The organism is Algoriphagus locisalis (assembly GCF_900116615.1).
GTDB lineage: Bacteria > Bacteroidota > Bacteroidia > Cytophagales > Cyclobacteriaceae > Algoriphagus > Algoriphagus locisalis.
This window is the reverse complement of the sequence record NZ_FPBF01000003.1, coordinates 389,595-404,512: the sequence shown is the minus strand read 5'-3', so window position 1 is coordinate 404,512 and position 14,918 is coordinate 389,595. Positions and strand designations below refer to the sequence as shown.

At 42.6% G+C, this 14,918-nt stretch carries 9 protein-coding genes; 5 read left to right on the top strand and 4 right to left on the bottom strand.

The window, feature by feature from the left end; all coding sequences use genetic code 11:
- Window positions 1-284: 284 nt before the first annotated feature.
- The 4 genes from BM386_RS10705 to BM386_RS10690 all read left to right on the top strand — a co-directional run bounded on the left by BM386_RS10705 (window position 285) and on the right by BM386_RS10690 (window position 8,899).
- On the top strand, window positions 285-2,687 hold the full coding sequence (locus BM386_RS10705) for an ABC transporter permease (RefSeq protein ID WP_091693662.1): 2,403 nt from the start codon (window positions 285-287) through the stop codon (window positions 2,685-2,687).
- A 194-nt stretch (window positions 2,688-2,881) separates the two neighbouring features.
- On the top strand, window positions 2,882-5,308 hold the full coding sequence (locus BM386_RS10700; protein ID WP_091693660.1) for an ABC transporter permease: 2,427 nt from the start codon (window positions 2,882-2,884) through the stop codon (window positions 5,306-5,308).
- Between the two features lie 177 nt (window positions 5,309-5,485).
- Window positions 5,486-7,846 carry an ABC transporter permease gene (locus BM386_RS10695; RefSeq protein WP_091693658.1) on the top strand — a complete coding sequence of 787 codons (2,361 nt, stop codon included), beginning with the start codon at window positions 5,486-5,488 and terminating at the stop codon, window positions 7,844-7,846.
- A gap of 153 nt (window positions 7,847-7,999) precedes the next feature.
- Complete coding sequence (locus BM386_RS10690; RefSeq protein WP_091693655.1) at window positions 8,000-8,899, top strand: energy transducer TonB; 900 nt, start codon at window positions 8,000-8,002, stop codon at window positions 8,897-8,899.
- Between the two features lie 104 nt (window positions 8,900-9,003).
- Here BM386_RS10690 and BM386_RS10685 read toward each other — a convergent pair whose 3' ends face one another.
- The 4 genes from BM386_RS10685 to BM386_RS10670 form a co-directional block, all read right to left on the bottom strand.
- Entirely contained in the window at window positions 9,004-10,782 is a 1,779-nt protein-coding gene (locus tag BM386_RS10685) for an arylsulfatase (RefSeq protein WP_091693651.1), read from the bottom strand.
- Window positions 10,783-10,913: 131 nt separating this feature from the next.
- On the bottom strand, window positions 10,914-11,519 hold the full coding sequence (locus tag BM386_RS10680; RefSeq protein WP_091693648.1) for a DUF2911 domain-containing protein: 606 nt from the start codon (window positions 11,517-11,519) through the stop codon (window positions 10,914-10,916).
- A gap of 63 nt (window positions 11,520-11,582) precedes the next feature.
- Window positions 11,583-12,731, bottom strand: a complete 1,149-nt coding sequence (locus tag BM386_RS10675; RefSeq protein WP_091693645.1) for a geranylgeranyl reductase family protein — start codon at window positions 12,729-12,731, stop codon at window positions 11,583-11,585.
- Between the two features lie 179 nt (window positions 12,732-12,910).
- A complete protein-coding gene (locus BM386_RS10670; RefSeq protein ID WP_091693642.1) occupies window positions 12,911-13,753 on the bottom strand; it encodes a sugar phosphate isomerase/epimerase family protein in 843 nt (280 codons plus the stop codon).
- Between the two features lie 89 nt (window positions 13,754-13,842).
- Here BM386_RS10670 and BM386_RS10665 point away from each other — a divergent pair, with 89 nt between their 5' ends.
- Entirely contained in the window at window positions 13,843-14,886 is a 1,044-nt protein-coding gene (locus BM386_RS10665; RefSeq protein WP_091693640.1) for an NHL repeat-containing protein, read from the top strand.
- Window positions 14,887-14,918 lie beyond the last annotated feature (32 nt).

Here is a 14,918-nt window from a genome sequence, read left to right as displayed (position 1 = left end):
AGAAAATGCGATTGAACTACTTGCTTTATCCATAAGGAGCTTTGACCGCAAGCGGACAAAAACGTTCGGTGGATAACTTGAGATTTTTGATTTTTTAGCCCTAATGTGCTGATTTTGGCCTTTTTGACTGGCACAGAAGTGGAAATGTATGTAGCGTCATTGCGAACTACATAGTAGCGTGGCAATACCTTCGCCTTAGATTTGAATCTTCAATGACCCACATTTGTGGTTTGTGAAGACACAAACCACGGCGGCGGTTGATCAAATCTTTCAGCAATCAAGCCATGTGGAAAAATTACCTTAAAATCGCATTCCGAAGCCTTGTCAAGCGGCGGTTATTTACCATGGTCAATTTGCTTGGGCTTGTCCTAGGTTTAGTGGCATTCTTAGGACTTTTTGCATACGTAGCTACAGAATGGAGCTACAATGATTTCCATGCAAACAAGGATAGGATATATCGCATAGTGGTCAGTGAAGGAGAGGACACCTTTGAGACTTTCCTGCCTCCAGGCTATGCTGGTGTGCTTGAAACCAACTTTTCGGATATAGCCTCCGCAGGTAGATTTGTAGAAGGTATCGCTGGCGGGCTGGTGGCAATTCCTGAAACTGATCTGGTTTTCAGAGAAGATGGGATCAACTTTGTAGAGGATGATTTTTTTGAGACTTTTTCTTTTCCTATTGCACGTGGGACAGCAGACTTAGCGGCTACCAATACAGCCGTGATCACAGAAGACATGGCCGATAAGTTCTTTAGCAATTCTGATCCTATAGGAAAAAGCTTTCTACTCAGTAATCAATTCGGGAAGCAGGAGTTCACAGTCACCGGAGTTCTTGAGTCTATTCCTTTCCGTTCAGATATCACAGGTGATATTTTCCTTTCCATAAATACGTTGGAAAATCCTGCCAATCGCTCTGGAAATGACTGGGCAGACCCTAATGGATTTGATTCTGGGTTTGTTAATCTTTTTGTAATGACTAAAGCAGGAGTGGATAGTGAAGACCTAGCCGAGCAATTGACCAGTTTCATCCGACAAACTCCGAATTCAGAGGAAACAACTATCGTACTTCAAGACCTACCTAGCCTACATTTGGGCAATTCTATTTCAGATCCACTTCCTACTTCCGCTGAGATGGGTGCTGTGCTGGTATTTCTAGCCATTGCGATTTTGATTTTGGCTATAGCTTATGTGAATTACCTTAATCTTTCCTCCGCCAATATTCTGACCAGGATCAAGGAGATTAAGATGAGAAAAGTGTTGGGAGCACATTCTTGGCAATTGGCGAATCAGTTTATGACAGAAACCTTGGTACTGCTGCTTACCTCTTTGCTGGTTTCTATAGTCGGTTTGCATATTTTGGCTCCTTATGCTTCAGCTATTTTTGGGAAGGAAATCTGGTTTGAAAGTTTAAAAGAACCCCAAACCATTCTAATAGTCAGTATGGTGATCGGAGTATGTACGTTGATCTCCGGATTCTATGTGGTGGTGATTTCCGGAAAATTTGATACTAAATCACAAGTAAAATTCAAGCCAGATAGTCAGTTACTTCGGAAGTCACTTGTCGTTTTTCAGTTTGTGATTTCTATAGGAATCATCATTTGCACCTTGGTTATTCGCGACCAACTTTCCTTTATGCAGTCTCAAAGCTTAGGAATGAATGTAGCTCAGAAACTGGTGGTAGCAGGTCCAAATGACGTAGGGGAGAACCGTTCTTCTAAAATGGATGCCTTCAAGCAATCTCTAGCATCTCAAATAGTTGTAAAGGGAATTGCTGGTTCAAATAGTTTACCCGGTCAGGGCTACAATTTTTCCACTTCTGGAATTACCCCTTTAGTAGCAAGGCCGGAGGATAAGGAGTACAATTATTCTATGTTTATCATCGATGAGCAGTTTATCCCCATCTATGAAATCGAGATTTTGGCTGGTAGAAACTTCACTTCCAGTGAGGCAGTTCAGGGATGGAATGTAATAAATAAAGTAATGCTGAATGAGTCAGCAGCTGCGCAACTTGGATTTGAGAATCCTGCAGCTGCCATCGGTCAAAACATCCTCTGGGGTAGGCCTTTTGAAGTAGTTGGTGTGACCGCAGATTATCACCATATGTCTTTGCGTGAGACAATCAAGCCCATGATTTTCCTGGCTGCCCAAGCTGACGGATTCTTTACCTTAGTTGTGGATCCTGCTCAGGTTAAAGAAGCTATTTCCGCTACCCAAGAGACTTATGAATCCATTTTCCCTGGAAATCCATTTACCTATTCCTTTATGGATGAAAAGTTTGCTGCCCAATATGAGCAGGAAGCTCAGTTGAGTTTGGCCTTTTCCATTGCAGGGATTTTGGCAATTATGATTTCATGTTTGGGATTATTTGGTCTGGCCGCTTATGCAGTGCAGCAGCGAACCAAGGAGATTGGTATCCGCAAAGTGCTGGGAGCAAGCACAGAAAGCCTAATCAATTTGATCAGTAAGGATTTTATTGTTTTGGTTTTCTTCGCAATGATTTTCGCATTTCCTCTAGCGTATTATGCGATGAATTCCTGGCTGGCAGACTTCCCTTATAAAGCTGGTCTTTCCATCTGGACTTTCTCCTTAGCAGGTCTTTTAACGCTAGTTATAGCACTAGTTACGGTAGGTTTCCAAGCTTGGAAAGCAGCCTGGGCAAATCCAGCTGAGACGCTTAAGAGCGAGTGAGACGATGTCGGATTTGGGATTTATGATTTGAGATGAGGTAGGGGCGAAGCAATCCTTTTTAAAACATAGGAAAAATAGATTGCTTTGCTCGTTCCTCACTACCGATGACGGGTAAACCGAATGATGAATGTAGAATATCGAATGATGAATAGTGAAGTTAAAGAATTAGTAAGAATCAAATAATATAGAAAACCATGTGGAAAAACTACCTTAAAATCGGCTGGAGAGTCTTGAAGAAAAACAGACTTTACACATTACTCAATGTAGTCGGACTGACTATGGGTATTTCCGGTTTTTTGATGATCATGCTCTTTATTCAGGATGAGGTGAATTACGATCGCTTCTATCCAGAGTCGGAGTCAGTTTTTAGAATAACTTCTCACTGGGGAGATTATAGTACTGCAAGTTACGCCACTGCACCACCATCCCTCGGTCCGAGAATCCAATCGGATATTCCAGAGGTGGAGGCAGTCACCCGGCTATTGAAATGGAATGATTTCACCATACAGCCGGGCTCTGGACAAAATAAGGATCAGGTATTCCGGGAAGAAAATATCTTTTATGCTGAGCCAAGCTTCTTTGAAGTATTTGACCTGAATGTACTTGCAGGCAATAAAGAAACGGCTCTTGCTGACTCCAGAAATGTTGTGATTACCGAGGCATTGGGGCATAAATACTTTGGAGATGTCTCACCTTTTGAGATGGTAGGAAAGACCGTGATGATGGGGAGTAACAATCCAGATCCCAAGCAAATAGCGGCTGTGGTGGAGAATCTTCCTTCTCAGACGCATTTTCATTTCGATATGCTGGTGTATGAGCCGGGGATGAATGCGGAGATTTTTGACATGGAAAGTTGGTCTTGGGCGATACTTTATACCTACGCGAAATTCCCTCCGGAAAAGCAGGGAGTAGTTGCGGGAAAACTGGACCAAATTGTAGCGGACTACGCTATTCCTATGCTGGAAGGTGGAGACGAAAATTCGGATTATAATCTGAAAGTCATGCCCGTGCAGGACATTCACCTGAATTCTCATTTGCTTCGGGAGCATGAGGCGAACGGTTACCAAAGTTACATTTACATTTTCTCCTTTGTGGCGGCATTTGTGCTGCTGTTGGCCTGTATCAATTTTATGAATCTGGCAACTGCCAAAGCTGGACTTCGCTCCATGGAAGTAGGTGTGCGCAAAGTAATGGGTTCACAAAAGTCCCAGTTGATTTACCAATTTCTTACTGAGGCATTGATTCTGGTACTGATTAGTGTCATAATTTCAACCGTGCTGGTGACACTTTGCAATGGTCTATTCAATCAATTGACTGGCAAGGAACTTCAGTTTGAGCTCTGGAAGAATCCTATGATCCTTTGGATGGTCCCATCTCTGGTTATTATCCTGACGGTTCTTTCCGGCTTTTATCCTGCTTTTTATCTTTCCTCCTTTAAGCCGCTTCAGATTATCAAGCGGCAATTGTCTTTTGGGAAAAACAGCAATAGCCTTAGACATGGATTGGTGGTATTTCAGTTTGCTACTTCACTTACTCTGATCATTTGCACCCTGCTGGTGCAGCGACAGATGAGTTTTATCCAAAACTCTGATCCGGGATTTGAGCGGGATCAGCTGGTGATCATCCATAATGACGGAGAGATTCAAAACTCCCAGCGGGAGGATTTCAAAGGAAATTTTGTCTCCAGTTCGAATGTGCAAAATCTCAGTTTTTCCACTGGAATTCCTATGTCCGGGCAGTTCCAGATGCGCTCTTTCAATATCCCAACCAATGATTTGGAACAGGGCATGAACTGGTATGAGGCCGATGCTTCCTATCTGGACACGTATCAATTTAAGTTAGTCGATGGAAGGAATTTCGCAGAAACCGAGGGAGCAGACAAGAACAAGATCATCATCAATCAAACTGCAGCTAGACAACTTGGGATTTTGGATGATCCCATCGGGCAGTTGGTGATGAAAAACCAAGGGGAAAACGATGAAGCTACGCTGGAGGTAATTGGTTTAGTGGAGGACTTTAATTTTGAATCCTTCCGAAATGAGATCAAGCCGCTTGTGATCGAATACATGCATGATTATTACCTACGGGATTATATCACTGTAAAAGTCCAAGGTGGAAATATCACTGCGGGAGTCGCTGAATTGGAATCAGCCTGGAAGAAGTTTGAGCCTAGAGTTCCTATGAATTACAGCTTCTTAGATGAGGATTTCAACAGGGTTTACCGATCCGAATTGAAGATGGCAAATCTACTTCAGGTCTTGACAGGGATTTCAATTTTGATTGCCTGTCTAGGGCTCTTTGGACTGACTGCTTATACGACAGAGCGGCGCTACAAAGAGATCGGTATCAGAAAAGTATTTGGAGCGACTATGGCTGAAATATTCCTGATGCTTTCTCTTTCTTACCTAAAATTAATCTTGATATCCATGCTGATTGCAGTGCCACTAGCGATGGTGTTTATGAATAAGTGGTTAGAGGAATTTGCCTTTAAAACTGGAATAGAGCTTTGGGTGATTGGAGCGGCGATACTGGCTTGTTTTGGACTTGCTTTAGGGACGATATTCTTCCAAACTTATAAGAGTATCCGGGCCAATCCGGTGAAGTCGCTGAAGAGCGAATAGCACGTCATTGCGAATGACGAAGGAGTAAAGCAATCTGTATGTGATTAATAAAGGAATTGCTTCGCCGACTCATGGTGCAGGCTGTTCCTTGCAATGTCGAATAATGATGAATGACGAACATAGAATGATGAATATTGAAGTTAAAGGATAAGTAAGAATCAAAAAGTATAGATAATCATGTGGAAAAACTACCTAAAAATCGCCTGGAGAAATATCAGTAGAAGTAAGGGATATGCTTTTATAAATGTCACAGGATTGGGAGTTGGGATGGCAGCTTCCATCTTGATCCTGATGTGGGTGCAGTTTGAGCTTTCTGTCGATCGATTTTATGATAACACTGATCGGATCTATGCCAACTGGAGGAGTGCCGAAATGCAAGGAGAAATTTTCACTTGGGATTATACGCCTGCACCTTACGCTCCGGCTATAATAGAGCAGTTTCCTGAAGTAGAAGAGGTAGCTAGGATTACGGAATGGGACCAGCAGTTGCTTACAGTGGGAGATAATAACTTTTACGAAGAAGCAACTTTTACAGATCCAGGGTTTTTCAAGATTTTCAGCTTTGAGGTGCTGCAAGGTGATCCTGCTGCTGCATTGACAGAGCCTGGAAATATTGTTTTGACAGAATCTGTAGCAAAGAAGCTTTTTGGAGAGTCTTCGGCTATGGGTAAATCAGTTACTGTCGCTCAGCAATTGGAGTTTGAAGTGAAGGCTGTGATTAAAGATTTGCCGACTAACACAGATTTTCCCTTTACAGCTTTTTTGCCTTTTAAGAAGTTGGAGGCAATGGGCTGGGCGGATGATTACTGGGGGAATAACTCCTACCGAACCTTTACCATGCTAACCGAGGGGGCTGACCTCGCCACATTTAATCAAAAGTTTACTGATTTCACTGCCAAGAATTCAGAGATGGAAGATGTCTCGGATTTCTTGTTTCCAATGAGTGATCTGCACTTATATGCAAAGTTTGAGAATGGAAAATCTGTAGGTGGTAAAATCGAACTGATCCGCATGTTTGGAATAATTTCTATCATCGTTTTGTTGATTGCAGCCATCAATTTTGTGAATCTGAGCACTGCCCAAAGTGATAAGCGAGCCAAGGAGGTCGGAATTCGAAAAATCTCCGGTGCTGGAAAAGGAATGCTGATTGGACAATTTTTGGCAGAATATATTTTGATCGCATTGTCTGCCTATTTGGTAGCAATTATTATTGTGTCATTGTCTTTTTCATGGTTCAGAGATTTGGTAGGACAGGAATTGGAAAGTCCATTTACCCAACCATTCTTTTGGTTGATTTCGGTGATTTATGTCTTTGTTACTGGGATTTTGGCTGGAAGTTATCCCGCATTTTTATTGAGTTCCTTCAAACCTACGGTGGTATTTAAGTCCAAAATGAATGTAACTAGAAGTTTTGGAATCAAGCCACGCGAAGTCTTAGTTGTATTCCAATTTGCCGTGGTGGTCACCTTGATCTCTAGCGTATGGATCGTACAAGATCAGATGACCTTTGTCCAAAACAGAGACCTGGGGATAGATAAGGATAATCTGATTTTTCATGAGGTCACCGAGAGTATGAGAAAGAATAAAGTTGCACTGCGTAATGAACTGCTGGCACTCCCTGAAGTTGCTGAGGTGAGCTATACATTTTCCCCGATGACAGACATCTACAGTGATACAGATGCGATGAGTTGGCAGGGAAAAGATCCGGAGTATAAGCCAAATATCAGCAGAATGGGTCAGGACGCCAACTTGGTGAAAACTGCAGGAATGGAGTTGGTTGCTGGTAGGGATATCGATGTTTACACCTACGCCAGTGATAGTCTTTCGGCTATCGTAAATGAAAAGACAGTTGAAATTATGGGTTTTGATGATCCTATAGGCCAGGTGATCAAGGATGATTCCTATGAATTTACCATTGTGGGTGTAGTGAAGGATTTTATCATGGCTTCACCTTTTGAGGAGGTAAGACCCATCGTAGTGATAGGACCTGAGCGTAACCTGAACTTTATTCACATTCGGTTTGCAGAAGGCGGGGATTATATCAAATCACTGGCAAGTGTGGAAACCGTTTTCAATAAATTTAATCCTGACTCCCCGTTTGACTACAAGTTTGTAGATGAGGAGCATGCACGGAAGTTTAGCTCACAAAAGCGCACGGCCAAGCTTACTTCAATTTTCACAGGATTAGCTGTGCTGATTTCCTGCATGGGCTTGTTTGGTCTAGCTACCTTCATTGCGGAGCGAAGGAAAAAGGAGATTTCAGTACGAAAAGTTATGGGAGCTTCTGTAACCAGTGTGGTAGGGTTAATTTCTTCAGAATTTACCAAACTTGTACTTATCTCTGTGATCATCGGCATTCCAGCGACATGGTATTTTATGAGTGACTGGCTGGAGACATTTGCCTACAGGACGAGCATAAACTGGGCTGTATTCGTGTGGACTGGTGGGTTGACGCTTGCCATTGCTTTACTGACAGTGAGCTCTCAAGCAATCAAGGCTGCCTTAGTAAATCCTGCAGAAACGCTGAAGAGTGAGTGATTTGATTTGTGATTTGGGATTTCGGATATACGATTTGGGATTCGGACTGAAAACTCCGAATGCATATGTCGCTAGTATTTCGAAAGGGAGTTATACTTAGTTTATTTTGAATACACAAATAGATGTATTTTTAAGGCTTCAATTTCCCTACCTATGCGAATCAAAGCAATTAAGTGCCTACTATTTAATACAGTTTTTCTCCTTTCCATGGTTCGTGCTTTTGGACAGGGTGACAACTGCTTTGAGAATGCTTCTGGTTCTTATTGGCCCGTGGAGGTAGGGTTGAAGAAAAATCTTACCTATGGAAACAATTCCTATGTTTCGACTTTTAATGGGGATAGTGTGGAGTTTGAAGGAAAGTATTTTCTAGTTGAAACTCAATCCTATTCAAATGGAGATGTGAAAACTAAGTATTGGCGTGCGGAGAATGAGGCTGTTTTCAGTTTAAATCAGGAGAAAAACAAGCAATCCATGGAGTTGCCTTCTAATCCGGAAATTGGCACAAGGTGGAAAAGCAGTGATCAGGTATGGAGCTATGAGGTTGTAGGTTTAACAAGCTCTTATTCGACACCATTTTGCCAATTTTCAGGTCTTTTGGAAGTGAAAACGGAAAGTTCAGAACGGGAAGAAACAGTCTATAATTTGTTTTACAAAAGAGGTGTAGGAATGATTGGGCTAAATGTGAATGGAACCCCTTTTTCCTACATCAAGCCTAACCAAAAGCCCAATGAACGAAGTTTTATAGCCTTCGGATGTGAGGAGTTTGGCACTTCGCAGGAGATTGAAAAATGCACTAACTCTAAAATTTCACAGCATATCAGAGAAAATCTCAAAGCTCCCCAATCGGCAGCCAAGGGTAGAATAGTTTTAAATGTACGGATCGGAGAAACTGGGGAAGTGAGTGAGGTCACGGTATTGGAGACAGTTCCAAACGGAGAAGCACTTGAAGCAGAAGCCATACGGGTGATGAGTTCCATGCCAAAGTTTATCCCTGCTCAAGTTGACGACAATCAGCCAATAGCAACGAATCTTAAAGTTCCTTTTAGGTTTTAAAGGTGCCTCAGAAGTGGTTTTTAAACCATTAGGATTGCAATAGGAATTAGAGTTTGAAGTCTGAATGAGAAATGATTTCGGATTTCGGATGTTTGGTTTCGGGTTTAGTCTAAGCGCTCCAAAACCAACAAGCGAACTTCAATAAATTTGGGTCCCTTTATTTCCAATGCCTTCATCGTAATAGGATGATGTCCTTTGTCCAATTGAATAGTTCCAATTTCCATTGGCATATAATCCTTCTCAAAAGACTCATCCCGAGGGGAACGATCATATTCCACGTTTATGTAGTCTGTATCATGCGCTTCTTTGATGGTAGCACTTACTTCATTGGTTCCCTGTTTCAATTGCAGCATAGATCCTACGGCAGAAGGCTTAGCAGTGTAATAAACTGTCGCTTTGTACTTGCCGGAAGTTAGAATGTCTGTATCCCAGGTGATGCTATCGGAAGTAGAAGTCCAATTGGTGAAAAAGGATGAGTTGGGGTGGATGCTGGACCGCTCGATTCCACCGTGTGGAATACCATCTCTGGCTGGAAGGAGGGTGTATTTGCTGTCATTATATCCCACAGGGAATATTTCCTCTCGATCCCGATCTAGCTCTGATAATACCGAATTGATCCACTCATCTTTCGCTTTGGTTAATTCAGAAAAAACAGCTCCTGAAGGCTGGGCAACGGGTTGAAGTTGTCCGGGATCTGAACTTAAGTCATACAACTGATTTTCGGAATCTAGGATATAGTTTTGGTTACGGACACTGACTCTGCCATTCCAATGACTATAAACAATCCGATCCGTCCATGCTTCTTCAGATTGGGTAAGTAGAGGTTTTAAACTCACACCGTCCAGTGGCTTTTCGTAAGGATTTGTAATGCCAGCCAAGTCCATCAGCGAAGGTAAAATATCAATTGTACTTGCTAGTTGAGAGATGATCTGAGGTTTCAATGTTTCCTTCCAAAACATAATGAAAGGAGAGCGAACCCCACCTTCATCAGTGCTTCCTTTGATGCCTTTCAGTCCTTCATTCCATCTCCAACCATTTGGACCATTGTCAGATATATAGATCACTATGGTGTTTTCCAAAAGCTTCAGACTATCGAGTTTGTCAACGACTCTACCTACATTCCAATCCAGGTTTTCACATAAAGCATAAGCAGCTCGTGTTTTATCCATCTTTTCTTTATCGGCATAGCGATGAGTAGTATCTATAGCTGCATCCTTGTATTTGTCCCACCAGACATCAGGAACCTGCATAGGACTATGAGGTGTATTGTAGGCCAAGTAAACAAAGAAGGGTTGATCAGTATTTTTCTCGATATACTCTATCGCATGGTCTGTGAAGTCATCGATAATAAAGCCGTTGCCTTGGGTTACCTCACCGTTGTGCTCTAGCATAGGGCTGAAGTAATTGCCCCAATGACCCGAAGCAAAACCGTAGTATTCTTCAAACCCTCTATTGTTGGGATGATAAGGAGGTTGGGAACCGTTGTGCCATTTTCCGAAAGCAGCTGTTTTATACCCGCTAGATTGAAAGATCTCCGCAATAGTCTTTTCATCTAAATCCAATCGCTCACCACCTCTGGAGGTGGAATATACACCGCCACGAGGATGATATCTACCCGTCAAGATCTCAGCTCGGGTAGGCGAACAAACTGGATTCACATAGAACCTGCTGAATTGAACACCATTAGTTGCGAGCCTATCAATGTTAGGCGTATGTACATATGGATTGCCATTGATTCCTAAATCTCCCCAGCCCTGATCGTCAGATACGATGAGTACGATGTTGGGTTTGGTAGTCATTGTATGTTCCGGTGTACAGGCTTGAAAAAGTAGTAGTCCAATTCCAATTATTAAGTAGAATATGCTTTTTGGGTTTGGAAACATGATTTGAAAAAGGTTATTGGGCTTAAGAATTAGCTATGGATATTTTCACTGCAACTTAAGTAGAAATGCCTTAACGAAAAAAAGCCCGGATCATCTCCGGGCTTTGGTGATTAATTTTGTGAAGATTTTGATTAAAACACTCCTTTAAACTGCTCCAGCTTCTGATCCACTTGGGTATCTACTTCAAACCACAGCATTACGTCTGCCCACATAAAGGTTACCGTAGCTACTTTATTGTCTTCCGCTGAGATAAAGTAAGCTAGTCTTTCAAACGTTTCAGGAGCTGGCACTGGGGCAACCTTTATCGCTACTGCATCATCCTTAGCCATGGCTTCCTCGTCGATTTTGCCATCTTTCATGTAAGCAAAAACTGCATTTGCTTTGCGGTTCAAGTGGATAGTCCAATCCCCTGATTCTTGTGGCGTGATGAATATAGAGTATTTGCCTGCGGCTAAATTTTTACCAGCTATGTTTACTCCCGTGCTGAATTCTATGATGGTTGGGCCATTGGCGCCTGCTCTCCAGGTCACACCGTATTTTTCCAATTCACCGAAAACTTTTCTGCCTTTTACCGCAGGAGAGGAGTAGTCAATGCTGATTTTGGTGAAACCTACCGTCTGAGAAACGTGGGCTGCCGGGCTTGGTGCCGGTGCTTGTAGCTGCGCAAAAGATGCTGTAGAAACGGAGAAAAAGAGAATTAGTGCAAAGGCAGCTAAAAAGAGTTTGTTGTTTTTCATGATTGAGTTAATTGTGATATGATTTTAAAAGGGGAAAGCTAAGCCAAATTTTGCGAAAGTTGTTTATTTGTTAAGTGGGGATTTTGCTTCCAGAATTTTACTCTTTATCGTTTTCATCAGATTCTTCGGGTAGCTTCTGTCTCCCACATAGAGGTCTGTCATCAAGGACATGGCAAAGTCTCCATATCTTTTCAGCAGCATGTTTCGGATAATTCGGTAACTGTAAAACCATTTGGCTGCTGTCTGAGAAGTGTTAATCTCCGGCAACATTTCTTCCTCCAGTTTTTGCTGATAGAGTTTTCCGGCTTGGTCTGGGACTAAATTGGCTTCGATGATGGCTTCGGCTGCCAACTTACCACTCCATAGTGAATTGGAAATCCCTTCTGCTGTGATCGGATCGGCGAAACCGGCAGCGTCTCCGATCAGCAATACATTTTTGCGGAAAAAACCATCTGTACGAGGCGTGATTGGAATCTGGAAACCATGCGCTTTTTCACTCAAAACCTCTTTGATCTCCAGCTTTTCCAGGTACTTTTTATAGTAAGCTTTTAGATCGATCTTTTTCCTACGTGTAGAAGCTATGCCTAGAGAAAGGTGATTTTTCTTCGGAAAGCTCCAGGCATAACCATGTGGAATAGCGTCCATGTCGAATCGTACTTCTTTGGACAGGCGCTCGAAATCTGACTCGCTCACTTCCACTTCATATTCCAGCGCTGGAATGAGTTTTCTTGTTTCCGTCCAGCCAGCAAATTTCGCAGTAGGGCTGAGAGCTCCGTCTGCTGCTATAATCAACTTTGCATGAATGTCTCCCTGGCTGGTGTGTAGGGTAGGCGTTTCGCCGAAAGTGATCCCTGTCAGCTTGTGATCCTGCTTTAGATGAACTCCAAGTCCTTTTGCTTTTTCAATCAGGAAATTATCAAACTCATCGCGCATCACCATGCTGATCACAGGCACTTCTCGCGTGCTGCTTAGCGGCGTTTTATCACCGTCGAAGTATAGTTTGATGTCAAAAAACTCCCGATCCACCACAGCCGATATATCAAAGGGCAACTTCCTTCTTCCTCTGAAAACCAACCCTCCACCACAGGTCTTATATCTTGGCAAGGTTTCTTTTTCGATGATAACGGTTGAAATGCCTTTCTCTGCCAAATAATAGGCTGCCATGGCACCAGCTGGCCCACTACCTATTATTGCTACCTCATAGTGATTCATGCGTGAATTAGAAATCAATGTAAATTTTCAGCGTAAAGAAAATAGAAAATGAAAAGAAACCGCTGTTTTTTTTACTTTAGTCTAGGCTCGATACCTTTCACCTTTTACTTCTTACACATCTTTTCACATTTTACGAATCAATCATATTCTCATTATTTGATGTATCCGCTCTCCCAATACTAGTTGCTTTTCTCCAGTTCCCTTTTGATAAAGGCGGCACTTATTGGGATTTGGGTGACCGATCTGGAACTTTCATCCTCAATAGTTAGGTATTCAGTTCCCTGCTTTTTTGCTTCCTTGATGATCCCTGCGATATCGATATCACCAGTACCCAGAATCACATTGGTCTCTACGTCAGCTTGGCCATTTTTGGAGCCTGGAGTTCCTTTTTTGCGGTCTTTAAGGTGTAGAATCGGGAATTTTCCAGGATACTTTTTCATGATTTTCAGAGGGTCACCTCCGCCCATTTTCACCCAAAACACATCCATGTTGAAGGCGAAGTTTTTGGCGTTGGCGAGCATGTAATCAAAGCGGACTTTATTGCGGTCCTTGGCAAATTCATATCCATGTGGATGATAGAGAAATGTGATTCCTTCTTTTGCTAATTCTGCCCCGACTGCATTGAAAAGAGCAGTGGCAATTTTGATTTCTTCCATGGATATGGGGCCTTCAGCATGAGGAATCCAATAGCAGGTGGCGTATTTGGCTCCATACTTTTTTGCCTGATCTATGATGGGCTGGATGTTTTTGGTGAGTTGCATGTATTCAGCACCCACACCGATGATGCGCAGGTTATTATCCGATAAGAGCTTTGCATATTCGGCATCTGACATGCCATATCCGCCCCCTCCTTCCAAAGCTGAGATGCCCCATTCGGAGATTAATTCATGATATTTCACAGGATCCACTTTCATCTCATTTCTCAGGGAATAGAGCTGAAGAGCCACTTCTTGCGCTTGTGATTTAAGGACGGGGGTCAAACAGATTAGGGTAATTGAGATTACTTTTAAATAGTTTTTCATTTAATATTTAATTTAGTCTTGACCTTAAAATATACATTATTATTCGGTTTTCGATAGGATTCCTTAAATTGATCACTTAGCCTTTACCCATGAATACCACTAGAAGAAAGTTTATCCAACACTCCTCCCTGATGGGACTAGCCATGTCTATTTCCCCTTCGTTTACTTTCGCCCAAAACCGTGATAAAGTAATTGGACACGGTGATTTTCAATATCAAGTTGACCAAAAATGGGGAATGCTTGATCCTAGCAAGATCCCTGTAAATAACTGTCACGAGATGGTGATGGATCGCAAGGGTCGGATGATAATGGTCACTGATGAGCCAAAAAACAATGTCATTATCTACGATCAATCCGGGAAATTCCTAAGGGCGTGGACTCTCGGAATGGATAGAGCTCATGGACTGACTCTAGTAGATGAAGGCGATGCAGAATATCTGTGGATATCAGACAATGCAGGTAGGGTAGTGAAGACAACCCTGGAAGGTACACTGGTGGCAGAGATTCAAGCTCCGGCGAAGGAAGGAATTTATACTGAGAAAATGTCTTTTGTACCTACAGAGACTACTGTGGGGCCAAATGGTGACTTGTATGTAGCTGATGGCTATGGTTCTCAGTACTTTTTGCAGTATGATAAAAACGGAAATTTCATCCGGAAATTTGGAGGAAGTGGATCGGGAGATGCCCAGTTTAGCACTGCACATGGCATCACAGTAGATCAGCGTGGTGGCAAAGCGCCCACCTTGCTTTGCACTTCCCGGGGGCATAATTCCTTCAAGAGATTCACGATGGATGGGGAGTATATGGAGACGATATTTTTGCCAGGAGCTTTTGTCTGCCGCCCGGTGATTCATGGCGACAATCTCTATGCAGGAGTCTGCTGGTCTAGGCTTCGATACCTAGAGCAAACCCCTGACTCTGGTTTTGTAACGATACTGGACAAGGATAACAAAGTGGTTTCTAATCCTGGCGGAACTGCACCAGAATACAGAAATGGCGAATTACAATTGATGGTGCAATCTGAGTCTATCTTCAAGCATTGTCACGATGTATGCATAGATCAGGATGAGAATATCTATGTATGCCAGTGGAATGCAGGAAAAACGTATCCGATTAAATTGACTAGAGTGTGATATTTATAGCTGAGAAATCGAGGTTTTCTTCA

Bases quoted from the DNA above. Each gene is read 5' to 3' on its own strand.
- BM386_RS10705 (WP_091693662.1), top strand. From the start codon at position 285: ATGTGGAAAAATTACCTTAAAATCGCATTCCGAAGCCTTGTCAAGCGG.
- BM386_RS10700 (WP_091693660.1), top strand. From the start codon at position 2,882: ATGTGGAAAAACTACCTTAAAATCGGCTGGAGAGTCTTGAAGAAAAAC.
- BM386_RS10695 (WP_091693658.1), top strand. From the start codon at position 5,486: ATGTGGAAAAACTACCTAAAAATCGCCTGGAGAAATATCAGTAGAAGT.
- BM386_RS10690 (WP_091693655.1), top strand. From the start codon at position 8,000: ATGCGAATCAAAGCAATTAAGTGCCTACTATTTAATACAGTTTTTCTC.
- BM386_RS10685 (WP_091693651.1), bottom strand. From the start codon at position 10,782: ATGTTTCCAAACCCAAAAAGCATATTCTACTTAATAATTGGAATTGGA.
- BM386_RS10680 (WP_091693648.1), bottom strand. From the start codon at position 11,519: ATGAAAAACAACAAACTCTTTTTAGCTGCCTTTGCACTAATTCTCTTT.
- BM386_RS10675 (WP_091693645.1), bottom strand. From the start codon at position 12,731: ATGAATCACTATGAGGTAGCAATAATAGGTAGTGGGCCAGCTGGTGCC.
- BM386_RS10670 (WP_091693642.1), bottom strand. From the start codon at position 13,753: ATGAAAAACTATTTAAAAGTAATCTCAATTACCCTAATCTGTTTGACC.
- BM386_RS10665 (WP_091693640.1), top strand. From the start codon at position 13,843: ATGAATACCACTAGAAGAAAGTTTATCCAACACTCCTCCCTGATGGGA.